The following is a 24,681-nucleotide window of genomic DNA, read 5'->3' on the forward strand; positions in this document are numbered from 1 at the left end:
TCCTCTTAGAAACGGGCGTTAGAAGCGTAGGCGTCGCGCAGGCGTGCGGCGAGCAGGGCGACGACGGAGCCGGGGACGATCACCTGACTGAGATCGCGCCTTCTGGGAAGCGGTGGCTCGATCTCCGGAGGGTCGGATACTCGCTCCATGTAAGTCGCCACCGCCAGTCTGCGAGTAGCCGCCGGAAGGAGCGTCCCGTCGCCGGTCGCCAGATCGGAGAGCCATGCCGTCGCCTGCGCGAGTTCTGGGCGTGCCGCCGGATCGTGCGCGAGCATCGCGGCGACGATCGGTTCGAACGCGGCGGGAAGCCCGTCGAGGTTCGGGGCGATCTCGGGGTTGACGATCCGCACGAACAGCGCCGCGAGGTTTGGCGCGTCGTAGGGATAGTGCTTGGTCAGCGCGAACAGCAGAGTCGCGCCCAGGGCGTAGACGTCCGTCGCCGACGTGACGTTCTTGGGGGTGTTGGCCTGCTCGGGTGACATGCAGGCGGGTGTGCCGAGCGTCGACTCCGACGTCGTAAGGTCCGACGGGCCGTCCGCGAAGGCGACCAGCCCGAGATCGATGAGCTTGGGCCCCTCCCTGCCCATCAGCACGTTGCCGGGCTTGAGATCCCGGTGGAACAGGCCGGCCCGGTGAATGTCTCCGAGCGCGCCGGCGAGAAGAACGCCGAGGACGGCCGCGTCATCGACGGCGAGCGTGCCGTGCGACTCGACGAACTCCTTCAGGCTCAACCCTCGGACGTACTCGACCGCGAGCCACGGCTGCTCGTCCTCCTCCTCGGAGGCGTCGACGAGCCCCGCGACGCCCGCTCCCTGAACCGTGCGGAGCGCGTCGATCTCCCTGGCGAAGCGGGCCCGCACCTCGGCTCGGCCGGCCAGGTCCTCACGAATGACCTTGACGGCGACCTGCTCGTAGTCCGGTGTCAGGCCATAGAAGACTCGGCCCATGCCACCGGCCCCGAGCCGTCCGTGCAACGTGATGTCGCCGATGCGTTTGGGATCGGAACGGTCCAGGGGGTCCACTCGCACCTGCCTCAAGATTGCAGAACGACCGTCCGGCCAGGCTATGACCCCATCACACACGCGAAAATGGCGCACTTCGAAATAAGAGATCCGCGCACAGATCGTTATTCCTCTCCCCCACGCTGGGCGGTGCACTATCGCCAACGCGCATGGATCACGCGTCAGCACAGGCAGCACACACCCTCCGAGGGGATCGTCGCGGCTTGAGCCGCGATCAGCCAGACGTGAACGAGGTCTGTCAGCCAGTGACGATACACAAATCAAGGATTAGTCACAAGACTTTATCCCGTGTGCTAAGTTCACAGATTGACGCACAGAGGACACATAGCGACCCCTGCCACGACCCGACAGCCTGGAAACCTCATCTCCCCGCCACCCCGGGGCGACACGTTGCCGTCGACAGAACAATCGTTGGTGTCGGCAACCGTCGCACCTTGGGGCGCATTCGACACATTCCGAGCCCTTGTCTCGTTCTCGTCTCAGGCCACTGAGATGGTAAACCCCACTTCTTTCTGATGCGTCCGTTACAGAAGCGTCGCATGCTTCATATAGTCGCACGCATGCCCACACAAGGCATTAAGTCGTCTTTATGGAGAAATGTCCAAATTTATTATCGAAAGGGTGGTGGTTGTACGTGAGGAAGCACGAGCTTGCCACTGAGCTACGTGAACTCGCCGCCGATCCCCGCCTTGCGGCCCGTGAAGCCGAGTTGAGTGACCTCGCACGTGCGATCACCGACTCCGACGAGGCCGAGCGCTGGTGTGAGGTCGACCTGTTCGCCGCCTTCTCGCCCGAGGACAGCATCGTCCCGAGCAGAGAACCGGCGGAGACGAAGCGAAAGAAGACCTTCCGCTGGACCAGCATCTTCCTGAGTTCCTTCCTGGTGTTCGCCCCGATCTTCATCACCTGGCTGGGGTTGAGGCAGGCCACGGAGGCGTACGGCAAGGTTCTCCAGGCCGACGGCTCCGAGGCCGCCCGGCAGCCCTTTCTTGAGATGTGGCAGCAGGGCTTCGACGGTCGGCTGAATGCGTTCTTCAAATTCGACAACATCGCCCTGTGCACGCTCGCGGCGATTGCCCTGCTCATCTCCTGGACCGTTTTCGAGAACGTCACCCGAAACAGTGAGGAGCGCAGGGGCGACACCTCCGAACATGATCTGGCACTCCTCCGTGCCCGGCTTCGCCGGGCGCTGACCAGGGCGAGCCTGCTGCTCGGTCAGGTCCGGCTCTCCTCTCCTGCCCGGTTCGGGGCCGAGCTGACCAAGACGGTGGCCGAGATCAACCGTGTCGGTGAGGCAGTGAGCAAAGCACAGACCGAACTGGTCGACGCCCTCTCCCGGACCTGGCAAGCCACCCAGCAGACCACCGAAACGCTGACCAACGGCGCGTCGGACGTGCGGGAGACCATGGCGGCCCTCCGCACCCACCTGGCGGCCGTCAACATCGCTTACGACGACGTGAGCGCGGCGGTGGAACAGGCTTCGGCCTCGATCGACGCCGTCGGCTCCAGCACCGGTCAAGCCGTCGCCAACGTCGGGGACCAGCTGGCCGCGGCCATCACGCAGACCACCCTCGACATGCGACACGCGTTCGTCGAGGAACTGCAACGATCGGCCGGGTCCGTCCAGAGCACCATCGGCGAACTGGTCGCCGCCGCCGGGAGCATGAAGGACACCCTGAACGACGGCCTCACCCGCTCCATGAAATCCGTCCAGGGCACCGTCACCGACCTCGACTCCCGCGTCGGCGAACTGGTCACCGCTACCACCACCATGAAGGACACCTTCAACGGCGAACTCACCCGCTCCATGAAATCCGTCCAGGGCACCATTACCGACCTCGACTCCCGCGTCGGCGAACTCGTCACCACCACCGCGGGGATCGAAGGCGCGGTCAACCGCGCGGCCCTCTCGATCGACTCGGTCGGCGCGGCAACGGAGAAAGCCGTCGGTCTCATCGGCGGACAGGTCACCGACTCCCTCGTCGTCACGGCCGCCGAGTTTCGCCGAACGTTCGGAGACACCGGTACGGAGATCCGTGAAGCCCTCGGGGACTGGTCCAGCACCGCGCACGCCCACGCCTCCCGGATCGAGATGGTCTCCGACACCTCGGGCCGGACGATCGCCCTCCTGGAGCAGACGCACGACTCCCTCGACCGGCTCCCTGCCGCGATCTCCACGGTCCTGGCCGAGCTGCCGGTCCGGGTGAAGGAGATCTCAGGAGGCGACTTCGCCGAGCTGGGGCACGCGATCAGCCGCCTGCAGTCGGCGGTGGACCGGGCGGCCGAGGCGGTTGAGACCTCCGCCTCCGGCGACACCTCTCCTCCCACTCCCGTCCCCGGCTCTGCTTTCGGTTCCTCACCGAGGGGCCTGTGATGGCCACCCGACGCCGGAGATCCACGCCGATCCTGCTGGCAGGCTGGCTCTTCGCCGACCTGCTGCTCGGCCTTACGATCATCATGCTGGGAGCCCAGGCACCACCTCCGCGGCCCGTCGTACCGGTGGCCGGAGAGGGCACCGGTACCCCGACTCCCACTCCATCACCAACGCCGTCTCCCTGCGCGACCCGCATCGGCGGCGTCGGTGCCAGACCAACCAAGATCACATTTCGGGTGAACCCTGGAGCCGGCGACGGCGCGCTCGCCGCGAAGGTGAGGAAGGAACTCCTCAAGCACAGGAAACACCTGGCCGGTCGGCACGCCGGCATGGTCCTGACCTTCGGCGCCAACGGCGCCGCCGGTGAGGGGGTCCGCCTGGCCACCCGGGTCAACACGGCCCTGCCCAAGACCTACCCGAACATCTTCCGGACCGCGGCGACCCGTAACTTCCACGACCTCTCCGCCCCCAGCGGGTCGATCTCCATGGAGGTCTACTTCGTGACGGACGGCTGCGCCCCTACTCCCGAGAACTGAGGATCCACCTGATGGGTGAGCAAGTACTTCCCTTCTATCTGGTCTGCGACGAGTCCTACTCGATGCAGGGTGCTCCGTTGGACGCCATCAACCAGGAACTCCCGAACATCTACCAGGAGATTGCCAGCAACCCGGTGGTCGCCGACAAGACCCGGCTCGGTCTCATCGGATTCAGCACGAGCGCCGAAGTGCTGCTCCCCCTCGCCGACCTCAACGAGGTCCAGTCGTTCGCGCAGCTGACCCCCCGGGGCGTCACCAACTACGGCGCCGCGTTCTCGCTGCTCCGCGCCACCATTGAGCAGGACATCAGGGAGCTCAAGCAGGCCGGACACGCCCCGTTCCGCCCTACCGTCTTCTTCCTCACCGACGGCCAGCCCACGGACGACTGGTATGCCGCCCACCAGCGGCTGATCAGCCCCGACTTCAGAGCCCGCCCGACCATACTGGCCTTCGGCTTCGGTGAGGTTCAGCCCGCGACGCTGAAGCAGGTGGCCACCTTCAGAGCCTTCATCGCCGACGGCGATGTGTCGCCCGCCCAGGCGCTCCGCGAGTTCGCCCGGCAACTGCTCAACTCCGTGGTCCAGTCGGCGGTCGCCTCCGCCAATTCGTCGAACGGCGCGCTGATGGCCTTTCCCGAACAGGCCAAGGGCTACACGGTGCTGGCCGCCGAACCCGTCTGATCCCGCCCCAACCAAGCCTCAGAGGAACCCCTCACGTGGAGCAGTCGCACGGAAGCGCACAAGCCGAACTGACCGCGCCGGTCCCAGCGCTCCCCGAATCACCGACGCCGCCCCCGGCACTCTCCGAACCTGTGACGTCGATCCCGGTGATTCCGGAGCCGCTGGTCATCGGCCGGCGGCCGATGCTGGACTCGGACCCCGGCGGACTACCGGCCCCCCATCCCGGCCACCTCGGATGTCCGGACACTGCGCTGGACGGCGCCACGCTGCCCGGACTGATCGTACGGGCCGCCTCCATCCGAGGAGACGCACACCGCTACTACGGCACCCCTCGTCAGGACGCGATGGGGCTGTGGCAGACCGGCGAGGCCCAGCTACTGGCCTGTGTCGCCGACGGGCTCGGCAGCAAGGAACTGTCTCACGCGGGAGCCTCCCTGGCGTGTGAGTCCGCCTACCGGAACATCGCCGATCTCCGGGCGTACCCCGACCTCCAAAACGCGGCGGGGTATCTCATCGACAGCATCGCCGATGAGATCAGCAAGCAGGCCGCGCAGTACAAAGTGTCGGCGGACGCGTTGAGTACCACGTTTCTCGCCGCCGTCATCGACCAGGGCATGGACACCTCTCCGCATCGCGTCCGCCTCATGCGAGTTGGTGACAGCACGGCGTTCCTCCTGCGCGAGGGCACCTGGGAGGAGTGCTTCGGGAAGAAGAGCGAGGAGACGGTCGTCGACTCGGCGACCCACGCGCTTCCCGGTCACACCGGACAGGTCGAGGTCACGACCGCCTACCTCGAACCCGGTGACATGCTGCTGCTCTGCACGGACGGCATCTCCACACCACTGACCCGGAACAGCGAAGTCGGTGAGCAGCTCTCGGCGTGGTGGAGCCAGGCGGAGCCGCCCTCTCTGCCGGAGTTCTTCTGGCAGTCGAGCTTCCGTGCCAAAAGCTACGACGACGACCGTACGGCGATCTGCGTCTGGAGAGTCTGAGATGGCCTCCGGCACGTACCCCCATGATCGGCAGCGCACCTCGCTGATGCTGGAACTCGAGCCGTTGGGCGAGGGCGGCCAGGGCGTGGTCACCCGCGTGCACGGCCCCGGCCCGTTTGTCTACAAGGAGTACATGCCGCAGGCCGGGACGGTGAACGGCCACGCCCTCGCCGACCTGGTGAACTTCGGCCAAGCCCTCCCCCTCGGGGAGCGGCAGCTGCTGTTCGCGCACTGCGCGTGGCCGGTGGCACGGGTCCTGCACGGCGACCGGGTCACCGGGTTTCTCATGCGTGAGGTTCCCGACGAGTTCCGTGGAAGTATCGGCGGCAAGTCCAAGCTGGTCGAGCTGCAGTACCTGCTCTACACCCCCAACTGGTCCTGGCAGGACCTGCACCAGCCGGACCTCGCGGGCCGGGTCACCATCGCCCTTCTCGCCGCCCAGCTGGTCGAACTGCTTCACGGCCACGGGTTCGTGCTCGGCGACATCTCGTTCCGCAACCTGCTGTGGCGGCCTGCCGCGCCGTATCGGATATTCGTCCTCGACTGCGACGGCTTCCGCCGCCACGGCGGTGAGCCCGTGCTGCGGCAGGCGCACACCCCCGACTGGGACGATCCCCACCAGCCCTCCACCGGCCCCGACCTGGACACCGATCGCTACAAACTCGCGTTGCTCATGGGCCGTCTACTGACTCGCAACGCCTATGTCCGCCCCGGCGCGGAACTGGATCTGCTTTCCGGGCTGGACCCGTACGTGGCCACCGCGGTCACCGAGCTGTTCGCCCAGGCAGCCGCCCCGCGTGGGCTTCGCCCGACCGCCGCGGAGTGGACCCAGGCGGTTCGCGGACGCAGGCGGATCCTGCTGAACCGGCCGCCGGTCCGGCAGGTCACCACGCCTCCCGAGCATGCGGACATTCACCTCCCCGGCACCGAGCGGCTCTCGCAGCCGATCCGCTCGCTGCCTGAGGAAAATCGCCGTCCGGTGGCGTCAACGGATACATCTTCCTCGAGAGCGGCATCGGGGGAACCTCGCGTATATCTGCCGATCTCCCTGCCCTTCTCCGCACCGCCTTCCCTGCCACCTTCACCACCGCCCCCGCCACCCATGCGGTCACTGACTCCCGCACCACGTCGAAGCCCTCCCCTCGCTCCGGCACCCACCGAACCGTCCGTCCCGAACCGTCCGCCAACGCTCGGCGAACGGGTCACCGCGTCCGACGTGTTCGCCGACCAGCGGCGGACCTCCCCCGCCGCGATCGCCGATGACCAGATGGTCCTGCTGCTCGACGGTCTGGAGGCTCGCGGTGGCCGTCTCGCCGTGACGGAGGTGGCGACGCTGATCGGTGAGCCGGTGGACAGGACCCGGCTGCTGATGGTCGCGGTGAAGCGGCTGCTCAACGTCGACGGCCTCGACGTCCTCACGCTCAAGGACGGCGACCGGACCGTCGACCTGAACCTTGGACTTCTGAAAGAACAGTTTCTCGACGAGGAGAGCCAGCCATGACACGCAAGGTCAGCCGGGCGAGACGGCGGCAGATCATCGACGCCCTGGGGCGCGGCACCGTACCGCAGAACGGGCTCGACCTCTTCGCGGTCGGCATGGAGCGGTTCGAGAAGGCGCTCGACGAGGATCTCACCGCCGTGACCGGGGGCGGCGCCGGTTTCAAGGCGATCCGCGGCGAGTACGGCTCGGGCAAGACCTTCTTCGCACGCTGGCTCGCCGAACGGGCGAAGCGGATGAGGATGGCGACCAGCGAGATCCAGATCTCGGACACCCAGACGCCCCTGCACAAGCTGGAGACCGTCTACCGCGCCCTGATCGGCGGGCTCTCCACCGCCAGCAGCCCGCCGAGCGCGCTGCGCGAGATCGTCGACACCTGGCTGCTCACTCTGGAGGACGACGCGAGCGCCGCGGCCGGGATCGCCAAAGACGACCGGCGGGCGATGGTCTCGGCGGTCGACGAACTCATCGAGTCCCGGCTGGAGAAGGCGGCCCAGACCGCTCCCGCCTTCGCCACCGCGCTGCGCTTCTACCGCCGGGCCAGGCTCGCCGGGGACCAGGCCACCGCGGACGGGTTGCTGGCGTGGGTGGGCGGGGAGCCGAACGTGGCGGCGTCGGTTCGCCGCTACGCGGGCATCAAGGGAGACCTGGACTCGGGGAACGCGCTCGGCTTCCTGCAGGGCCTGCTGACAGTGCTGCGCGACTGCGGTCATCCCGGGCTGCTCGTCGTGCTCGACGAGATCGAGACGTTGCAGCGAATGCGCAGCGACATCCGGGAGCGGAGCCTCAACACGCTCCGGCAGCTCATCGACGAGATCGACAAGGGCCGCTTCCCCGGCCTGTACCTCGTCATCACCGGCACCCCCGCGTTCTACGACGGACAGCAGGGAGTGCAGCGGCTCACGCCACTCGCCCAGCGGCTGGCCACCGACTTCGACACCGATCCCCGGTTCGACACGGCCCGCGCGGTGCAGATCCGGCTCACCGGTTTCGACACCGACAAGCTGGTCCAGCTCGGCTGCGCCGTACGCGACCTCTACGCCGAGGGGAACCCCGCAGAGGCCCGGATCAGGACGCTGGTCGACGACGGCTACGTCAAGGAACTGGCCGACGCCGTCGCGGGCCGCCTGGGGGTGGGGACAGCACCGCGGACGTTCCTGCGCAAGCTCGTCGCGGACGTGCTGCACCGGGTGGCCGAGCACGAGAAGTTCGACCCCCGCGAGCACTACCGGCTGACGGTCCTCCACACCGAACTGAACGACGACGAGCGCAACGCGAACCGCCGCGCGCGCCGGGCCGTGTCGGCGGACGAGGTGGAACTCGACCTGCCGTGACCACGCTGCATCCGACGTTGGCCCACCACGTCAGCAACACTCTTGGCTGGCCCCGGCTCCGGCCGTTGCAGGCCGATGCCCTCACCCCGATCGGGGACGGGCTCGACGCGCTGCTGGTCGCCCCGACCGCCGGGGGCAAGACCGAGGCGGTGGTGTTCCCGCTGCTCTCGATGATGGAGGAGCGGCGCTGGACCGGCCTGTCGGTCATCTACGTGTGCCCGCTCAAGGCCCTGCTCAACAACCTGCTGCCACGGCTGCAGAGGTACGCGACCTGGCTGGGCAGGCGGGTGGAGCTCTGGCACGGCGACGTCTCCGCCTCACGACGGCAGTCGATCCTGCGTGACCCACCGGACGTGTTGCTGACCACCCCGGAGTCGCTGGAGGCGATGCTCATCGGAACCCGGGTGGACCACCGGCGTTTCATGGGGGAGTTGCGGACGGTGGTGGTGGACGAGGTGCACGCCTTCGCCAAGGACGACCGGGGCTGGCACCTGCTCTGCGTCCTGGAACGCCTCACCCACCTGGCCGGACGCCCACTGCAGCGGATCGGTCTCTCGGCCACCGTCGGCAACCCCGGCGAGCTGCTCTCCTGGCTGCAGGGAGCCGGTACGGGCCGGCCCGCACGGGTGATCGCTCCCGAGACGACAGCCGATTCCCGCTCCCCCGACATCGAGCTTGACCACGTCGGCTCCGTGGCCAACGCGGCGCGTGTCATCGCCGCGTTGCACGCGGGTGAGAAGCGGCTGGTCTTCTGCGACTCCCGGCGCATGGTCGAAGAGCTGGGAGAGACACTTCGCGGTCACGGTGTGACCACCTTCCTTTCTCACGCCTCGCTCTCCGCCGACGAGCGCCGCCGAGCCGAGGAGGCCTTCGCCCAGGCCCGCGACTGCGTCATCGTCTCCACCTCCACCCTGGAGCTGGGGGTCGACGTCGGTGACCTGGACCGGGTCATCCAGATCAACGCGCCCTGGTCGGTCGCCTCGTTCCTGCAGCGGCTGGGCCGTACCGGACGGCGCTCGGCCGGTACCCGCAACTGCCTGCTGCTCGCGCTGAGCCGAGACGATCTGCTCGCCGCGGCCGGACTGCTGCGTCTGTGGGGCACGGGTTACGTCGAGCCCGTGCAACCGCCACCGGACCCACGGCACATCGTCGCGCAGCAGCTCCTCGCGCTCACCCTGCAGGAGGGACGGATCGGCGACTCGCTCTGGCCGGACTGGTGGGACGGCCTGCCCCCCTTCGAACGTCGTTCCGCCCAACCCGTGCTCGACCACCTGATCACCGAGGGATTCCTCGAACGGGACGGCGGCATGCTGCTCATCGGCCCGGAGGCGGAACAGCGCTTCGGGCGCCGCCACTTCATGGACCTGACCGCGGTGTTCACCGCGCCGCCGGAGTTCACCGTGCTGAACGGCAGTGTCGAGATCGGCCGTACCGACCCCACTTCGCTGACCTCCTCGGTTCAGGGGCCGCGCCTGCTGCTTCTGGCGGGGCGGACCTGGAAGGTCGACTGGATCGACTGGAAACGGCGGCGCTGCTTCGTCGAACCCGTGGAGGGAACCGGAGGGGAGGCCCGCTGGACGTCCGCCGCTTCCGGTGGCACGTCCTTCGCACTGGCCCGCGCCATGCGGGACGTCGCCCTGGGCGCCGACCCCCCGGTACGGCTCACCCGCAGGGCCGTCGACGCACTCACCAAGGTGCGTGCCGAGATCTCCGACACCGTCCACCCCGACGGCACCGTGATCGTGCGCGAGGACGGCGACCTCCGCTGGTGGACATGGGCGGGTTACCGGGGCAACGCCACGCTGAAGGCCACTCTGGGATCGCTGGCCGATCCCCTGCATCGAGTGGACGACCTGTACGTCAGGCTCCGCGCCGATCTCACCGGACCACTGCGACACGCCGACCTTCGCGCTCTCCACCCCCGGTACCCGCAGGTGGACGACAGGGCGCTGAACGGGCTCAAGTTCAACACCGCGCTACCACGCGAGCTCGCCGTCGAGACACTGGCCGCCCGCCTGGCCGACTTTCCCGCCGCGGCCTCCGTACTCAGCGAACCCACGCGTCTTCTGGTCAGGTGATTGCCACGTCTATGTCACCATGACCTTCTCCTCACCCGGCGCCGGACCTGGCAGGCGTGTACGACCCGCGCATCCGCACCGCGAGTGCCGCGGCCCACCCCCAGCCCAGGAGCGCGATGGCGCGGAGGAGCAGGCTCAGCGGCCGGGAGTCCTCGCCGCCGTCCGACAGCAGTCCCGCCAGCACGTAGAGGGCGGGAAGCGCCACGCCGGTGGCCGCGCAGTAGAGCGCCCATCCCCGCTCTCCCCGTACGGCGAAGTAGCGGGTGAAGACGAAGCACGCCGCGACCAGTGCGGCGAATACCAGGCCGAAGGCGGCGCCGTGCAGGACGTAGCCGAGGCCGGGGGTGTCGGGAAGACCCCGTGGCGCGCCGGGCGGGTAGCCCCACGCCGGTTCGAAGCGGAAGACACCGGTCCCGACCAGGCCGGTCCCGTACAGGCCGATCAGTAACGGCCCCCAGGCCCCGCCACGATCCGGACGCAGCGCCCGCCACAGCCCGGCCGCGAACGCGATGTTCAGCAGCCCGGTGACCACGAAGTTGGTGATCTGGATCCACCCCAGGTCGCCCAGGCTCAGCATGCTGAGCGGCTGCCGCCGGGGATCGAAGTCCATGCGCGTGTAGTCCTGGATCACGACGACGAGGACGAACAGCGGTCCGGCGACGGCTCCGCAGGTGAGCAGCGCCCTCGTCAGCCGCTGTTCTCGCGTGGTGGACATGGCTCTCCCCTTCTGTGACCGGCGTCCCCGAGGTGCCCGGGACGTCCGGCGCGCGAGCTTTCTCCTGGCGGCGCTTTCTTGGCGGCGCCTTCCCGGCAGCACTTCCTTAGCATCGCTAAGTGCGCGTCGCCGTCATGTTCCCTTAGCGCTGCTAAGGTGTCAATCGATGGGCGAGAACAAGCGGGGAGCCGGCCTGACCCGGCAGATGATGATCGACACGGCGCTGCGGCTGCTCGACGAGGTCGGCCTGGACGGGCTCACGGTGCGCAGGCTCGCCTCGGAGCTGGGCGTCCAGTCACCCGCCCTGTACTGGCACCTGCGCAACAAGCAGGAGCTGCTCGACGGGATGGCCGACGCGATCGTCCTGGCCGCCGGGATGGGACCGCCCCGCGACGGCGAGTCCTGGCAGGACTGGCTCGCCCGCCGGGCCCGCGCGTACCGCGACCGCCTGCTCGCCCACCGCGACGGCGCCCGCCTCGTCGCCAACGCCGCGAGCCTGGGCCCGGCGACGGTCAGGATGTTCGACGAGGAACTGACCGCCATGGTCGGCCGGGGCTTCACCCCGGCCCTGGCACTGCGTACGATCACCGCCCTCACCCGTTACGTCAACGGGTGCGTCCTTCAGGAGCAGACCGAGCGCCGGGAGCAGGCGGACGCGCCGCCGGACCGGCTCACGGCGCTGGCCGGACTGCTCGACGGGGGCATGGAGGCCACCCTGATCACGGCGCTCCGCGAGAGCGGCGGCTCGTTCGGCGAGGACGCCTTCGAGCACGGCCTCCAAGCCCTGATAGACGGCACGGCCACCGCCCTCGCCCGCACAGCCTGAACGACAACCGCCCTGGCCGCACGACCTGAACGACCACCGCCCTGGCCCGCACGACCTGAGCCTGCCGAGACCCCTGTCCGGACCCGCGCCGCCGAGGCCGGCCGATCCTCGTGACCGCGAACCGGTGAATCCGCCCGCCTCGCCACCTCACTTCGTCCACCGGTGCGCGCGCCCTGTGCGAAAATGATCATGGCTTCCAGGACCGTGAAACGGCCTGTCCGTATTGCCGGAAAAGTGCCCGGCATTAACGGAGACACCATCGAGGAGAGGATGTCGGTTGTCCGTGACGGACTCGGAGCTCGCCGACGAGCTTCGCGAGCTCGCCGATCACCCTCGTCTGGCGGCCCGCCGGGACCAGCTGAACGACCTCGCGGACGCGATGACCGATCCCGGAGGAGCCGGACGCTGGTGCGAGGTCGACCTGTTCGCCGCCTTCGCCCCCGAGGACAGCATCCTCGTGGACGACGAACCTGTGGACACCACGTCGAAAGAACCGCGATGGCGCCGACGACTCGTCGCCGGCGTCGGCCCGGTCCTCGTCTTCGTGCCGGTCCTCGTCGCCTGGCTCGGGGTGATGATGGCCTCGGGCGCCTACGGCGACGTCCTCGACGCCGGTGGGGCGGACGCGGCGCGACGACCTTTCCTGGAGATGTGGCAGCAGGGCTTCGGCGGCAGGCTGCCCTGGCTGTTCGAGTTCGACGGTGTCGCGCTCTGCGCCCTCGCCGGTGTCCTCTGCCTCATCTGCTGGACCGTGTACGAGAACATCACGCGGAACAACAGGGAGGAGGTCGCGGAGCGGGCGCTTCGTGCCCTTCGTGTCCGGCTTCGCGGGGCGTTGACCCAGGCGAGCCTCGTACTCGGTCAGGTGCGGCTCTCCTCTCCGGAGCGGTTCGGGGCCGAGCTCAGCAGGACGGCGGCCGACATCGGTTTCGTCGGGACCACCGCGCGCAAGGTGCACACCGAACTGGTCGAGGCGCTCACCCTGACCCTCGACGCCACCCGGAAGACCACGGACGCGCTGGCCGGCAGCGCGATCGACGTGCGCGACGCCGTCGAACTCCTGGGCGGGCACCTGGCAGCCATCAACAGCACCTGTGACGACCTCGCCGCCGCCGTGGCCCGGACCTCGACCATGATCAAGGTCTCGGACGCCGCCGAGCGAATCCCGGCCTCGCGATGACGGCCCGGCGAAGGACCTACCTCTCGCCCCTGACGGCCTGTTGGCTCTTCGCCAACCTGCTGCTCGGGCTCACGATCCTCATGCTGGGGACGCAGGCGCCACCTTCCCCGCCCGCCGAGGCCGTGGCGGACACCACCCGGCTCCGGCCGGACACCGTCCGGTCCCTGCCGGAGACGGCCCGGCTTTCGGCGAAAGAACCCGGGACTGAGAGAGCTCGGGCGGAAGAACTCCCGGCGAATCCGGCGAACCCGGCGAAGGAGTTCCCACGGGAGAACCAGGCGGACCGGGACCGGGAGGACCGGGGCCAGGCAGACCGGGAGGACCAGGCAGACCGGGGAGAGGGCGAGGAGTCCCCGGGTGGGGAAAGGTCCGCGCGTTCCCGGCCTCTCCCCTCCCCCTGCGCCGATCTCGTCGGAGGCGTACGGGCGGAACCGACCACGATCTCTTTCCGCGTCGTCCCCGGCACCGGTGACGGCGCGCTGTCCGCGCAGGTACGTCAGGAACTGCGTAAGTACGGGGAGCGTCTGACCGGACGGCGCGTCGGCATGGTCCTCACCTTCGGCACCGGTGACGGCGCCGGGGCGGGCGTCCGCCTGGCCACGCGGGTCAACGCCGCCCTCCGCGAGGCGTACCCGCGCGTCTTCGGGACGGCCGTGACCCGGAACTTCCACGACCTCGCCGCCCCGAACGGGTCGATCTCCATGGAGATCTACTTCGTGACCCGTGGCTGCTCCCCCGCCTCCACGAGGAGCACCGGGTAGGCCCGGCGCTCGCCGCCCCGGCCCCCGCCCGACGACTTCCCGTTCCCGCCCGATGACTTCCCGTCCGGTACGGAACCCCCCGGCCGGTGTCCGTATCGGTGGGTTACAAGGCCCCACGGTCATGGCGTCACGATTGGGCGGTTCGTAGATTGGAGGTGCCGCCGGAGGGGCCGGTGGGCATCGTGAGCAGGGGTGATGGCGATGACCGGGGACTTCTCCGCACCGGCCGGGATACGGGTGCCGGACTCGACGCTGGCGAGGGAGGCGACCGAGCTGGTACGTGACAGCGCGAGCGAGCTGATCTACGACCACTCGCGCCGGGTGTACTTCTTCGGCGCCCTTCAGGGGCGCAACCGGAATCTGGACTTCGACCCCGAGTTGCTCTACGTCGCGGCCATGTTCCACGACCTCGGCCTGGGCGAGCCCTTCCACGACAGCGGACGGCGTTTCGAGGTCGACAGCGCCGACGAGGCCCGCCGTTTCCTGCGGGAGCACCAGGTGCCCGAGGACGGCGTCCGCCGGGTGTGGACCGCGATCGCCCTGCACACCACCCCGGGCATCCCCGAGTTCATGGAGCCGGAGGTGGCGCTGGTGACGGCGGGGGTGGAGTACGACGTGCTGGGCATCGGCTACCACGACATCGGCGAGGCCGACCGGGCGGCGGTCGTGGCCCTGCACCCGCGCCCTGACTTCAAGCGGCGCATCCTCGACGCCTTCACCGAGGGGATCCGGCACAAGCCGCAGACCACGTTCGGCAACGTGAAGGCCGACGTGCTCGCCCACTACGTTCCCGGTTTCGTGCGCGGGGACTTCGTGCGCACCATCCTGGACTCCCCGTGGTCCGAGTAACCTCGCGCCGACGAGGCACGATCCCTCCGCCGCCGTCACCATCGCCGTGGCCGGCGCGGGCGTGCCGGAGCACTTCGTCCCGTAGGGCGGTGTCCGCACGCGAGGGCCTCAGGGGTCCGGCGGTGGTCCGCCCGCCGCCGTCCACGGACCGGATCGGCCGGTGCCATCGTCCACGGACCGGATCGGCCGGTGTCGGCGGCTCGATCCGGTCCCCCTCGAATCTGTGGTCACCGGCCGGACGGACGGATCCGGTCAGCCGACCACCTCCTCGAAGAGACGGCTCTAGTAGCGGGGTTTGCGGCTCAGGGCGACGCCGGCCACCAGGAAGATGCCGCCGATCACCCCGGAGCCGATCGCTCCGGGAGTGTTCGCGGGGGTGGTGCTGGCCTGGAAGACGGCGGTGACGATGCCCATCACGCCGCTGATGTAGCAGAAGATCGTGATGAAGATCTTGACGTTGGTGCTCACTGGATTCCTTCGGGGGTGTGACGGCCGCCGGGCGGCGCGTCGGGGGCGGTACCGGCTGCGGTGAACCCGAGGAGCATCACCCAGGCGTTGGGGTCTGCGCGGAACCGGTTCCAGCGGTCGGCGGCGAGGGCGAACTCGCGGAGCGACAGCACGCCGGCCGTGAGGAGCGGCTGCAGCCGTCCCGGGCCGAGGTGGGGGGCGAAGTCATCCGTCGGTCGGGTGTCGTTGGTCGTGGCGAACGGGCGAAGGGCGACCTCCGTGAAGCCGGTGTCACGTAACAGGCGGGTGAGGCGGCGGCCGATCGTGCGGTCGCCGCCGGCGGCTTGCTGGGTCGCCGCCATCTTGGCGTGGATCCCGGCCAGTTCCGGGTAGGCCGGCTCGGCCAGGCCCCAGCAGGAGGCGTCCACCTCGGTGACCAGGATGCGGCCACCGGGGCGCAGGATCCTGCGGGCCTCCGCGAGGGCCGGTGCGGGATCGGGGAGATGCTGAAGGACGTACCGCAGAAGTACGTATCCCGCGCTCGCCGTCTCCAGCGGCAGGTCGGCGGCGTCGGCGACGACCAGTTCGGCACCGGCGCCCTCGGCGTGGGCGAGCAGGTCCGGGTCGATGTCCACGGCGACGAGCGACAGGTCGGGCATGGCCTGGCTCAGCCGCCTGGTGATCGCGCCCGACCCCGCGCCGACCTCCACCAGCGGGCCGCCCGACGCGGTCAGGCCCAGCTCGCGCAGCAGGCTCAGCTCCTCGTCGAACGAGAGCGCCGCCTGGGCCTCCAGCCGGGCCAGCTCGCCCGCCATCCCGCCCGCCGTGGTGGCGGCGGGGTTGTACGAGCCGGCGTTCGGTACCGGAGGTGCCGGAGGCGCCGGAGGTGCCGAGGCGGCTGGATCTCGCGGGGTGAGAGCCTGTCGCGCGGTGTCGTCGTGGCCGGTGACGGTCGCCGTGGGGTGCGGGGGGGTGGGGGTGGTCGTCATCAGGGGCTCACGATCGTGTGCGTGACGTGCTGCGGGCGGTGGTCGTCGGGGGGACGTCGGGGGACACGGCCGTGTGCGTGCCGTACCTACTTCCCATGGTCGTCATCGGGGGGTCACGGCCATGTGCGTGCCGCCGTGCTTTCCGCGGTCGCCGGGATTCACGGCCATGCGCGTGCCGTGCTTTCCCGGGGCGTCGTCGGGGGCGTCATCGGGGGCTCACGATCATGCGCATGCCGTGTTTGGGCCGTAGCGTCACCAGGGCCTCGGGCTCCACCGGGAAGCCGGGTTCCAGCGTGAGCCGTACCGACTGGGACAGCATCGCCAGGACCAGCGTCGCCTCGATCAGCGCCAGGTGCTGGCCGATGCAGATACGCTCGCCGCCGCCGAACGGCAGGTACAGGTGGCTCGGGAGGTCGGCGCCGTCGAAGCGGTCGGGTACGTACGCATCGGGGCGGTCCCAGTAGCGGGGGTCGCGGTGCAGGACCCACTGGCTGACGCAGACGAGCGTGCCGGGCGGTACCGGATGGCCGTCGAGCTCGTCGGGCCCGGTCGCGCGGCGGGAGATCAGCCAGACCGGGGGGTACAGGCGCATCGCCTCCTGTACGGCCCGGCGGCACAGCGGCAGGTCGAGCAGGTCCTCGGCCGTGGGACGGCGGGTGCCCAGGACCCGGTCGACCTCGTCGCGGATCCGTTCGGCCTCCTCCGGGTGGCGGTCCAGGAGGTAGAGGGTCCAGGTCAGGGACTTGGCGGTGGTCTCGTGACCGGCCATGATCAGGGTGAGGACCTGGTCGCGGAGGTCGGTGTCCGTGAGGGAGCCGAGCATGGTGTCGAGCAGGGTGCCGGTGGTCTGGGGAGAGGCGCGGCGGGAGGCGATGACCGTACGCGTGATCATGTCGAGGAGGGCGCGGGCGCGTACGTAGCCCTGCCGCCTGCGGACCGTGTCGGCCGGGTCGGGATCGGGGTCGGGTACGTAGTGGCCGATGAAGCGGTTGACGTCGTCCACCGCCCGGCCGAACCCGTCGCCCGCCGCGCCGAGGTCCACGTCGAGCACCGCGCGGGTCAGGATCGACAGGGTGAGCGAGGTGAGGTGGTGGTCGATCGGCTGGGGGGCGCCGGTCTCCGCGGGGCCACGCCAGCGGGCCAGCAGGGCGGCGGTCTCGTCGGTGATGATCTCGTCGAAGGAGGCGACCTCACTGCGGCGGAAGGCGGGGGCGCACAGCCGGCGCTGACGTGACCATTCCGCGCCGGTGCTGGTGAGCAGGCCGTTTCCGAGCAGCGGGCGCAGCATGTGGTCGTCCGGCGTGTTCTCCTTCGTGTAGTTGCCGACGTTGTCCTTGAGGATGTGCCGGGCGAGATCCGGGCGGTGCGCCATGAAGACGGTCTCGCCGTTCGCGTGGTGGCCGGTGACGTCGCCGTAGCGGCGGGCCAGGCCGGTCACGAACCCCAGCGGGTCGCTGCGCATGTCTCCCATGTCCACCGGGCCGGACGGGCCGGGGGGAAACCGCGTGCCGGTAGTGGTCACCGACACCTCCGTTCAACGTGCCTAAGTATCTCCATTACGTATTCACGGGCACCGGATATACGTATTGAGTATTATTGATGATTCCATCCGTACTGTGGGATGCTGCTAATGTAACACCGCGTAGAAGAAGGTATCAATACTTACATGAATGGCGAATAAATTAAGTCTTGGTATGCGCCGCCGGGCATGCGAGAGTCCATTTCAGTTGCCAACGCAGAAAGCGGCGGCAAACACCCGAGAGGGAGAATCGCATGGCACTCGAGCCGCAGGAGCGCGCGGAATTCATCAACGCCTACACCCGCACGCTCATCACCGCCTGGTCGGACGAGGAGTACGCGGCCCGGCTGACCGCGAACCCGCGTGCCGCGCTGGCCGAGTCCGGGCTGGTCGTCCCGGAGGGCGCCGAGATCCTCATCGTCCGGCACATCCCCGAGGGGCACGAGGAGGGCAACCTGGACGTCCAGGTCGGTCTGTGGGAGGTGGGCCTGGCCACCGGGCAGTTCGAGTTCCACATCCCTGAGACGCCGGTGGTCGACGCCGCCGAGCTCAGCGAGGGCGACCTGTCCGACATCTCGGCCGGCGCCCAGTCCGAGGCCTGCTACTACTGCTGCTGCCCCTGCTGCTGCTGCACCTGATTTCCGGCGCCTTTTCCAGCGTCGTTTGAAAATCGCCATGCCGTTCCCGTTCCCGTCTCCATCGGAGGATTAAGTCGATGGCTTCCGCCGCCGCGGAAAACGATCCGGTCGCCGTCACCGGTCTGAGCAAGCGTTACGGAGAGCACACCGTGCTCACCGATCTGAGCCTGCGGGTGCACCCGGGCGAGGTGTTCGCCCTGCTCGGGCCGAACGGCGCGGGGAAGACCACGACCGTCGAAATACTGACGGGAGTGAGGCGGCGGAGCGGTGGAGACGTGAAGGTCCTCGGCCAGGATCCGGCCAGGGACCCTCGGGAATGGCGGGCGCGCCTCGGGGTGGTCAGCCAGTCCACCGGCGCCTACCCCGATCTCACCGTGGGTGAGGTGGTGAGACAGTTCGCCGCCATGTACCCCAGGCCGCTGCCGCCCACGCAGGTGCTCGACATGGTCGGCCTGGGAACGTACGAGAAGAAGAAGACCACGGAACTCTCCGGCGGCCAGCAGCGCCGCCTGGACGTGGCGGTCGGCGTGATCGGCGACCCCGAACTGATCTTCCTTGACGAGCCCACCACCGGGCTCGACCCGGTCGCCCGCCGCGAGGCGTGGGAGCTGGTGCGGTTCTTCTCCGGGCGTGGCTGCACCACGGTGCTGACGACCCACTACCTGGACGAGGCCGAGACGCTCGCCACGCGGGTGGGTGTGATCGCGGGCGGGCGGCTGGTGGCCTGCGGGCCGCCGGGCGAGCTGGGCGGGCGGGAGACGACCCCGGCCACCGTGTCGTTCCGGCGTTCCGAGTCCCTGGCCGGCCGGGACCTCCCCGACCTGCCCAGGGGAGCGGTGCTCGAACCGGGGCCGACGGGCGCGGGTGACCCGGTCACCGTGCTGACCTCGGAGCCGACCCAGCTGGTGACCCTGCTGGGGGCCTGGGCCGGGGCCGAGCTGCCCGAGCTGATCGTGCACCGGCTCACCCTGGAGGAGATCTACCTCAACCTCATCGACCGGCACCGACAGCAGCCGGAGGAGAACACGTGAGCGTCATGGAATCCGTCCGCGCGCCCGGCCGCGGACTGCTGCCCGATCTGTGGCGGGCCAGTGCCGCCCGGTCGTCGGTCGAGCTGAAGTCGTTCTTCCGCAACAGGCAGTCGCTGGTCTTCACCCTGTTCTTCCCGGTGATCCTGCTGGTGGTGTTCGGCGCGATCTTCACCGGCAAGGTGCAGGGCACCGAGACCGATTTCCGGCAGGTCTTCATGGCGGGCATCGTGGCCGCCGGTGTGATGAGCACCGCCTTCTCCGGGCTCGCCATCAACATCGCGATCGAGCGGGACACCGGCCTCATCAGCAGGCTCGCGATGACGCCGATGCCCAAGTCCGCCTACTTCATCGGCAAGCTGGTGAAGGTCGTGGTGACCACCGTGGTGGAGATGGCTCTGCTGCTGGGCATCGCGGTGACCGCGTTCGGGCTGCCCCTGCCCAGCACCGCGCAGCGCTGGTTCACCCTCGCCTGGGTGCTGACGCTGGGCACCGTCACGTGCGCGCTGACCGGGATCGCCTACAGCGCGGCGATCCCCAACAGCCGTTCCGCCGCGGCGATCGTGACGCCGGTGTTCATGGTGCTGCAGTTCATCTCCGGAGTCTTCTACCCCTTCCACCAGCTTCCCGCGTGGATGCAGACCACGGCCGCGCTGTTCCCGGTGAAGTGGATGGCGCAGGGGTTCCGCGCCGTCTTCCTGCCGGACAGCTTCACCGTCGTGGAACCGGCGGGCGGCTGGGAGCTCGGCCGTGTCGCGCTCGTGCTCGGGCTGTGGGCGGCCGGCGGCCTGCTGCTCACCGCGCTGACGTTCGGCTGGCGCAACGCGCGTGTGCGGTGATCCATCCAGGTACCCGGCGTGTGCGGTGATCCGGCCAGGTACCTGATCAGGCAAGTGACAGCAAGGGAAACTGACGCGTGACGGCAGGCACTCAGATCCGGCTCCCCGCCCACCTGTCCCACCCCTTCTCCCCCGCGGGACGGGCCGACCCCTATCCGGCCTACGACTGGCTGCGCTCCCGTGCCCCCGTCCACTACGACGCGATGTCACGCCTGTGGCTGGTGACCGGGCACGCCGACTGCGCCGCCGTACTGCGTGACCGGGGGTTCTCCGCGAGCGCCGGGCAGCAGGGGCGGGCGCGCGGCGAGGAGTTGCCACCGTCGATGCTCACCACCGACCCGCCCGACCACACGCGGCTGCGCGCGCCGGGACTGCTGCTGCTCGGACCGGCGGCGATCGCGTCGGTGGCCGAGGGGATCGCCGCCGACGTGGACGACCTTCTCGAACGACTGGCGGGCGAGACCGTGGTCGACGCGGTGAGGGAGATCGGGAGCCCGCTCGCCACCTCGGTCTTCCTGCGGCTGTTCGGGCTGGCCGAGCGTGACAGGAAGGTCTTCGCGCAGCTCGCCCAGGCGGCCTCGATCAATCTGGATCCGCTGGCCGGGCCTCAGGTGGCGGCGCTGGGCAGGTCGGCCATGGCGGAGCTGAGCCGGTTCCTGGACGGGCACTGCGCGGTCGCCGCGCCCAGCCCGCTGACCCGGCTCGCCGCCGACGACCGGCTCACCCGGCCGGAGATGCTCGGGGTGCTCGGGCTCTCCGTGGTGGGCGGGTGGCAGCCGCTCGCCGAGGCGATCGGCAACGCGCTGTACTGGCTGCTGCCCCGGCCGGAGGCGCTCGCCGCGCTGCGTGAGGGCGGGGACGAGCTGGCGCGTACGGCGATGGACGAGCTGCTGCGGCTGGAGGCGCCGATCCCGTTCACGGCGAGGGTCGCGGTCGGGAACGTGACACTGCCCGGCGGGGAGGTGCCCCAGGGCGCCCGGGTGCTGGCGGTCGTCGCCGCCGCGAACCGGGATCCGGCCGTCTTCGACAGGCCGGGGGAGCTGCTGCTCGACCGGACGCCCAACCCGCACCTGGCCTTCGGCGGGGGGCCGCACTTCTGCCTGGCGGCGCAGCTCGTCCGGCAGACCGGGGCGGTGCTGCTGTCCCGGCTGGCCAGGCGGTTCCCGGCCGCGTCGCTGGCCGACGCGAACCCCGCCTGGGCCGCCACCATGATCCCCCGGCGGCTGCGCTCCCTCCCGGTGAACCTGGGCGGCCTCCCCGTGGACCTGGACGACCTCCCGGCGGACCTGGCCGCCCTTCCTGCGGAGCCGGGCGCCGTCCCGGCGAAGCTGGGAGGCGGGGATGCGTACTGAGGTCCTGGTGATCGGCGCGGGCATCAGCGGGCTGACCTGCGCCACCCGCCTGGCCGAGGCCGGGGTGCGTACCGTGGTGGTCGAGGCCAGGTCACGGGTGGGTGGCCGGATACGGACGTTCCGTCCCGCGGACGGCGGGCCCTCGCTGGAGCTGGGCGCGCAGGTCGTCCACGGCGACCGGAACCCCGTCCACGAAATCGTGAAGACCGAGACGGCGCCGCGGCCGACCGCGGCCCGGGTGGTCAGCGGGCGGGTGGGCCGTCCCATGGGGGCGCTGGCCCGCACGCCGAATCCGCCGTGGGCGCTGGAGGCCAGGCTGAACGCCGAGGGCGCCGGGGCCGGTGAGTCGGTGAACGACTGGCTCGGGGACAGGGGCGGGCCGTACCCGGTGGCGAGCGAGTGGTTCCGCCAGATCTGGGCCGCCGATCCGGACCGGCTCAGCGCCCGGGGCGTGGCCGAGGCCCAGCGGGGGGACACCGCCGGGCGGGGGGAGTTCGTGGTGTCCGGCGGGTTCGACCTGCTGCCGCGACGGCTGGCCGCGAGGCTCGACGTGCGCACCGGCTGCCCCGTCCAGGTGCTCGGCTGGTCGCCGGGACGGGTCGACGCGCAGACGCCGGCCGGGGTCGTGGAGGCCGAGCGGGTGGTGGTGACCGTGCCGCCCTCCGTCGTGACCCACGGCACGCTCACCGTCAAGGACCTGCCCGACCACAAGGCCGAGGCCGCGCGGGCCCTCGCCGGTGGGGACGGCTGCTGCGTCGTGGTGACCCTGTCCGTCCTCGCGCCCGAGACGGCGTCGGTGTTCGACGCGGACGGGGCAGGTGGCTTCGTGAGCTGCCGCGAGGGACGCCCCGAGGCGCTGATCGTGGCCAGGGACGCGGCGGCGGCCTGCGTGCGCGCCGCGACCGGTCCGGGGCTGTCGGCCCTGCTCGCGGTCGCCCTGCCCTGGACCGCGCGGGCCCGGGTGCTGGACACCGAGGTCGCCGACTGGGGGGCCGACCCGTGGAGCCGGGGCGCGTTCACCGCGCCGCTGCTCGGCGCCGAGCGGGCTCCCGCCGTCTGGGCCGAACCGGTCGCGGACACCCTGTTCTTCGCGGGCGAGGCCACGGTCTCGGGAACGCGACCGCCGTGGGTTCAGGGGGCGATCGCCAGCGGGGCGATCGCCGCCGACCGGCTCCTGGAGGCGATGGGCTGATGACGTCAAACGTGAGACATCCGGAACACCTGGAGCATTCGACGGCACCGCATTCCGGCTGGTACCTTCCGGCCTTCACCTCGGAGCTGGAAACCGAGGTGACCCCCCTGGAGATCGGGACCCGGCGGCTGGTGGCCGTACGGGACGAGACGGGGATCCGCGTCTTCGACGCCGACTGCCCGCACCGGGGCGCGCATCTCGGGTACGGCGGGCGGCTCTCGGGCGGCTGCCTGGTCTGCCCGTTCCACGGCCGCCGGATCGCGCTGGGCGAGGCCACCGGGCGGTTGTCGGTGCGCGAGCACCACGTGATCGTCTCCGGTGAGGCCGTGTTCGTCCGCCTCTCGGACGGACCGGACGACGACCGGGGGCTCACCAGGGCGCTCAAGGAGCTGGAGACGACCCACCCGCTCACGGCGGCCGTGGTGAGGCCGCTCGCCGCCGATCCGGCGCTGGTCGTGGAGAATGCCTTCGACATCGACCACTTCACCGAGGTGCACAAGGTGCCGAGGCTGCGCGGGATGGCACACCGGGACGGGGACGAGGGTGAGCTCGTCATCGAGGGCGAGTTCGTCATGGGGGCGAAGCCGGGGAACACCTCCGGGTCGCAGGTCACCCGGGCGCGCTTCCTCGCCCGCGCCTACAGTCCCGGCGTGGTCGTCACCCGGTTCGGGCCGCCGGGCTGGGAGCAGGTCATCGTCACCGCCGCCGTGCCGTACGAGCGGGGCGGGTGCGTGGCGCGGGTGGCGATCGGGGTCCGCCCGGAGCAGCGTGGGGAGTTGCCGCTGCTCATCCACGGCAGCGAGCGCGCGCTGGAGGAGGACGCGGTGATCTGGGAGCGGCTGAACCCGCGGGCGGTCCCCCGCTTCGACAGCAGGGACGTGGCGGTGGTGGCCTACCGGGAGTTCTGCGCGACCTTCGGGGAGCCGGTCGCCGGGGAGCCGGTCGCCGGAGAACCCGCCCTCGGGAAACCGGTCGCCGGAGAACCCGCCCTCGGGAAACCCGCCCTCAGGGAGTCCGCGTGAACGGGCTGCGGATCGTCAGTTCGGGGACGGGCCCGGCGGTGCTGTGGGTGCACGGCTACACCATGGACCTCACGCTGTGGAGGCCGCTGTGGGAGCTGCTGCCGGGCTGGCGGCACATCGGCGTGGATCTTCCCGGTCACGGCGGCTCCGAACCGCTGCGCCCCGGTACGACATTGCCGACGCTGGCGTTACGGCTGGCCGAAATCGCCGAGGCCGAGCGGGCGGACCGGGTCGTGGGCCTCTCCTTCGGTTCCAGCGTCGCGCTGCAGATGGCCCTGGAGGCGCCCGAGCTCGTGCGAAACCTGGTGCTCGCGGCGCCGACGCTCGGCGGCGCGCCGCCCGACCCGGCGGCCCGGCGGCGCTACATGGAGCTCATGATGGTGCGCAGGGCGGGCGGCGGGCGCGAACAGATGGCCGAGCTGTGGATGAGCTCACCGCCGGACATCTTCCGCGGCACCGAGGCGCACCCCGAACTGCGGGCCAGGCTGCGCGCGGTGATCGGCGGACATTCCTGGGCCGAGCTGGACTCGGGGGCGATGGCCGCCCTCAGCGCGCACCGGCACCCGCCGGAGGACCTGACCCGGATCAGGGCGAGCACCATGGTGATCATCGGTGACTCGGACATGCCCACCTTCGTCACCAACGCGGAAACGCTACGGCAGACGGTGCCCGGATGCGATATTCGGACAATCCCTAATTCGGGACACCTTCCCTTGCTGGAGCAGCCAGAAATGTCAGCAAAAGCGGTATTTGCGGGACTGACATTATCTGAGAGAGTAGACCGGGTTTGAGGCTATTGTACGAGCGTTT

General features: G+C 70.0%; 23 protein-coding genes. 18 read left to right on the forward strand and 5 right to left on the reverse strand.

Translation table 11 applies throughout. From position 1 onward, the window contains the following. Positions 1-5 precede the first annotated feature (5 nt). A complete protein-coding gene (locus ACFFRH_RS10905; RefSeq protein ID WP_386156007.1) occupies positions 6-1,028 on the reverse strand; it encodes a serine/threonine-protein kinase in 1,023 nt (340 codons plus the stop codon). A 583-nt stretch (positions 1,029-1,611) separates the two neighbouring features. Here ACFFRH_RS10905 and ACFFRH_RS10910 point away from each other — a divergent pair. The 7 genes from ACFFRH_RS10910 to ACFFRH_RS10940 all read left to right on the forward strand — a co-directional run bounded on the left by ACFFRH_RS10910 (position 1,612) and on the right by ACFFRH_RS10940 (position 10,514). Beyond that, the gene (locus ACFFRH_RS10910) at positions 1,612-3,396 is read left to right on the forward strand and encodes a methyl-accepting chemotaxis protein (RefSeq protein ID WP_344742621.1); all 1,785 of its coding nucleotides are present in this window, start codon (positions 1,612-1,614) and stop codon (positions 3,394-3,396) included. Further along, a complete protein-coding gene (locus tag ACFFRH_RS10915; protein WP_344742622.1) occupies positions 3,396-3,932 on the forward strand; it encodes a hypothetical protein in 537 nt (178 codons plus the stop codon). Before ACFFRH_RS10910 ends, ACFFRH_RS10915 begins: the two co-directional genes overlap by 1 nt. Before the next feature lie 11 nt (positions 3,933-3,943). Further along, a complete protein-coding gene (locus ACFFRH_RS10920; protein ID WP_344742624.1) occupies positions 3,944-4,612 on the forward strand; it encodes a vWA domain-containing protein in 669 nt (222 codons plus the stop codon). A gap of 131 nt (positions 4,613-4,743) precedes the next feature. Continuing rightward, on the forward strand, positions 4,744-5,604 hold the full coding sequence (locus tag ACFFRH_RS10925; RefSeq protein ID WP_386156010.1) for a protein phosphatase 2C domain-containing protein: 861 nt from the start codon (positions 4,744-4,746) through the stop codon (positions 5,602-5,604). 1 nt (position 5,605) lies between these two features. Further along, the gene (locus ACFFRH_RS10930) at positions 5,606-7,105 is read left to right on the forward strand and encodes a hypothetical protein (protein WP_344742628.1); all 1,500 of its coding nucleotides are present in this window, start codon (positions 5,606-5,608) and stop codon (positions 7,103-7,105) included. Beyond that, positions 7,102-8,436, forward strand: a complete 1,335-nt coding sequence (brxD, locus tag ACFFRH_RS10935; protein WP_344742629.1) for a BREX system ATP-binding protein BrxD — start codon at positions 7,102-7,104, stop codon at positions 8,434-8,436. The genes ACFFRH_RS10930 and brxD overlap by 4 nt, the downstream gene beginning before the upstream one ends. Then, entirely contained in the window at positions 8,433-10,514 is a 2,082-nt protein-coding gene (locus ACFFRH_RS10940) for a DEAD/DEAH box helicase (RefSeq protein WP_344742631.1), read from the forward strand. Before brxD ends, ACFFRH_RS10940 begins: the two co-directional genes overlap by 4 nt. A 31-nt stretch (positions 10,515-10,545) precedes the next feature. On the opposite strand, the gene ACFFRH_RS10945 is transcribed toward ACFFRH_RS10940, so the two are convergent. Continuing rightward, a complete protein-coding gene (locus ACFFRH_RS10945; RefSeq protein WP_344742632.1) occupies positions 10,546-11,229 on the reverse strand; it encodes a DUF998 domain-containing protein in 684 nt (227 codons plus the stop codon). A gap of 166 nt (positions 11,230-11,395) precedes the next feature. Between ACFFRH_RS10945 and ACFFRH_RS10950 the strand changes: the two genes are divergently transcribed. From ACFFRH_RS10950 to ACFFRH_RS10965, 4 genes are all read left to right on the forward strand, one after another. Then, positions 11,396-12,055 carry a TetR/AcrR family transcriptional regulator C-terminal domain-containing protein gene (locus tag ACFFRH_RS10950; protein WP_344742634.1) on the forward strand — a complete coding sequence of 220 codons (660 nt, stop codon included), beginning with the start codon at positions 11,396-11,398 and terminating at the stop codon, positions 12,053-12,055. A 283-nt stretch (positions 12,056-12,338) separates the two neighbouring features. Continuing rightward, positions 12,339-13,235, forward strand: coding sequence for a hypothetical protein (locus ACFFRH_RS10955; RefSeq protein WP_386156013.1), 897 nt, complete (start codon positions 12,339-12,341; stop codon positions 13,233-13,235). Beyond that, positions 13,232-13,996 carry a hypothetical protein gene (locus tag ACFFRH_RS10960; protein ID WP_344742637.1) on the forward strand — a complete coding sequence of 255 codons (765 nt, stop codon included), beginning with the start codon at positions 13,232-13,234 and terminating at the stop codon, positions 13,994-13,996. Before ACFFRH_RS10955 ends, ACFFRH_RS10960 begins: the two co-directional genes overlap by 4 nt. Positions 13,997-14,191: 195 nt before the next feature. After that, complete coding sequence (locus ACFFRH_RS10965) at positions 14,192-14,845, forward strand: HD domain-containing protein (RefSeq protein WP_344742639.1); 654 nt, start codon at positions 14,192-14,194, stop codon at positions 14,843-14,845. 282 nt (positions 14,846-15,127) lie between these two features. On the opposite strand, the gene ACFFRH_RS10970 is transcribed toward ACFFRH_RS10965, so the two are convergent. The 3 genes from ACFFRH_RS10970 to ACFFRH_RS10980 all read right to left on the reverse strand — a co-directional run bounded on the left by ACFFRH_RS10970 (position 15,128) and on the right by ACFFRH_RS10980 (position 17,803). After that, the gene (locus tag ACFFRH_RS10970) at positions 15,128-15,313 is read right to left on the reverse strand and encodes a hypothetical protein (RefSeq protein ID WP_344742640.1); all 186 of its coding nucleotides are present in this window, start codon (positions 15,311-15,313) and stop codon (positions 15,128-15,130) included. Beyond that, a complete protein-coding gene (locus tag ACFFRH_RS10975; RefSeq protein WP_344742641.1) occupies positions 15,310-16,281 on the reverse strand; it encodes a class I SAM-dependent methyltransferase in 972 nt (323 codons plus the stop codon). Before ACFFRH_RS10975 ends, ACFFRH_RS10970 begins: the two co-directional genes overlap by 4 nt. A 205-nt stretch (positions 16,282-16,486) precedes the next feature. Continuing rightward, positions 16,487-17,803, reverse strand: a complete 1,317-nt coding sequence (locus ACFFRH_RS10980; RefSeq protein WP_344742642.1) for a cytochrome P450 — start codon at positions 17,801-17,803, stop codon at positions 16,487-16,489. A 251-nt stretch (positions 17,804-18,054) separates the two neighbouring features. On the opposite strand from ACFFRH_RS10980, the gene ACFFRH_RS10985 reads away from it, so the two are divergent. The 7 genes from ACFFRH_RS10985 (at position 18,055) to ACFFRH_RS11015 (ending at position 24,662) form a co-directional block, all read left to right on the forward strand. Next, entirely contained in the window at positions 18,055-18,438 is a 384-nt protein-coding gene (locus ACFFRH_RS10985; protein WP_344742643.1) for a hypothetical protein, read from the forward strand. A gap of 77 nt (positions 18,439-18,515) precedes the next feature. Then, entirely contained in the window at positions 18,516-19,469 is a 954-nt protein-coding gene (locus ACFFRH_RS10990) for an ABC transporter ATP-binding protein (protein WP_344743247.1), read from the forward strand. 5 nt (positions 19,470-19,474) lie between these two features. Then, a complete protein-coding gene (locus tag ACFFRH_RS10995; protein ID WP_344743250.1) occupies positions 19,475-20,305 on the forward strand; it encodes an ABC transporter permease in 831 nt (276 codons plus the stop codon). A 77-nt stretch (positions 20,306-20,382) separates the two neighbouring features. Further along, the gene (locus ACFFRH_RS11000; RefSeq protein WP_344743246.1) at positions 20,383-21,657 is read left to right on the forward strand and encodes a cytochrome P450; all 1,275 of its coding nucleotides are present in this window, start codon (positions 20,383-20,385) and stop codon (positions 21,655-21,657) included. Beyond that, positions 21,647-22,849: a flavin monoamine oxidase family protein gene (locus tag ACFFRH_RS11005; protein WP_344743245.1), complete on the forward strand. Its 1,203-nt coding sequence runs from the start codon at positions 21,647-21,649 to the stop codon at positions 22,847-22,849. The genes ACFFRH_RS11000 and ACFFRH_RS11005 overlap by 11 nt, the downstream gene beginning before the upstream one ends. Further along, positions 22,849-23,871 (forward strand): Rieske 2Fe-2S domain-containing protein, encoded by a 1,023-nt coding sequence (locus ACFFRH_RS11010; protein ID WP_386156017.1) that lies wholly within the window; start codon positions 22,849-22,851, stop codon positions 23,869-23,871. The genes ACFFRH_RS11005 and ACFFRH_RS11010 overlap by 1 nt, the downstream gene beginning before the upstream one ends. Beyond that, on the forward strand, positions 23,868-24,662 hold the full coding sequence (locus ACFFRH_RS11015) for an alpha/beta fold hydrolase (RefSeq protein ID WP_344743243.1): 795 nt from the start codon (positions 23,868-23,870) through the stop codon (positions 24,660-24,662). Before ACFFRH_RS11010 ends, ACFFRH_RS11015 begins: the two co-directional genes overlap by 4 nt. Positions 24,663-24,681: the final 19 nt, after the last annotated feature.

Origin of the sequence: Streptosporangium vulgare (assembly GCF_042428775.1) — a bacterium.
In the GTDB taxonomy this organism is placed as follows: domain Bacteria; phylum Actinomycetota; class Actinomycetes; order Streptosporangiales; family Streptosporangiaceae; genus Streptosporangium; species Streptosporangium vulgare.

Coding starts and splice junctions, on each gene's coding strand:
- ACFFRH_RS10910 (WP_344742621.1), top strand. CDS start 1,612: ATGGAGAAATGTCCAAATTTATTATCGAAAGGGTGGTGGTTGTACGTG.
- ACFFRH_RS10915 (WP_344742622.1), top strand. CDS start 3,396: ATGGCCACCCGACGCCGGAGATCCACGCCGATCCTGCTGGCAGGCTGG.
- ACFFRH_RS10920 (WP_344742624.1), top strand. CDS start 3,944: ATGGGTGAGCAAGTACTTCCCTTCTATCTGGTCTGCGACGAGTCCTAC.
- ACFFRH_RS10930 (WP_344742628.1), top strand. CDS start 5,606: ATGGCCTCCGGCACGTACCCCCATGATCGGCAGCGCACCTCGCTGATG.
- brxD (WP_344742629.1), top strand. CDS start 7,102: ATGACACGCAAGGTCAGCCGGGCGAGACGGCGGCAGATCATCGACGCC.
- ACFFRH_RS10945 (WP_344742632.1), bottom strand. CDS start 11,229: ATGTCCACCACGCGAGAACAGCGGCTGACGAGGGCGCTGCTCACCTGC.
- ACFFRH_RS10950 (WP_344742634.1), top strand. CDS start 11,396: ATGGGCGAGAACAAGCGGGGAGCCGGCCTGACCCGGCAGATGATGATC.
- ACFFRH_RS10960 (WP_344742637.1), top strand. CDS start 13,232: ATGACGGCCCGGCGAAGGACCTACCTCTCGCCCCTGACGGCCTGTTGG.
- ACFFRH_RS10965 (WP_344742639.1), top strand. CDS start 14,192: ATGGCGATGACCGGGGACTTCTCCGCACCGGCCGGGATACGGGTGCCG.
- ACFFRH_RS10975 (WP_344742641.1), bottom strand. CDS start 16,281: ATGACGACCACCCCCACCCCCCCGCACCCCACGGCGACCGTCACCGGC.
- ACFFRH_RS10985 (WP_344742643.1), top strand. CDS start 18,055: ATGGCACTCGAGCCGCAGGAGCGCGCGGAATTCATCAACGCCTACACC.
- ACFFRH_RS10990 (WP_344743247.1), top strand. CDS start 18,516: ATGGCTTCCGCCGCCGCGGAAAACGATCCGGTCGCCGTCACCGGTCTG.
- ACFFRH_RS10995 (WP_344743250.1), top strand. CDS start 19,475: ATGGAATCCGTCCGCGCGCCCGGCCGCGGACTGCTGCCCGATCTGTGG.
- ACFFRH_RS11005 (WP_344743245.1), top strand. CDS start 21,647: ATGCGTACTGAGGTCCTGGTGATCGGCGCGGGCATCAGCGGGCTGACC.
- ACFFRH_RS11010 (WP_386156017.1), top strand. CDS start 22,849: ATGACGTCAAACGTGAGACATCCGGAACACCTGGAGCATTCGACGGCA.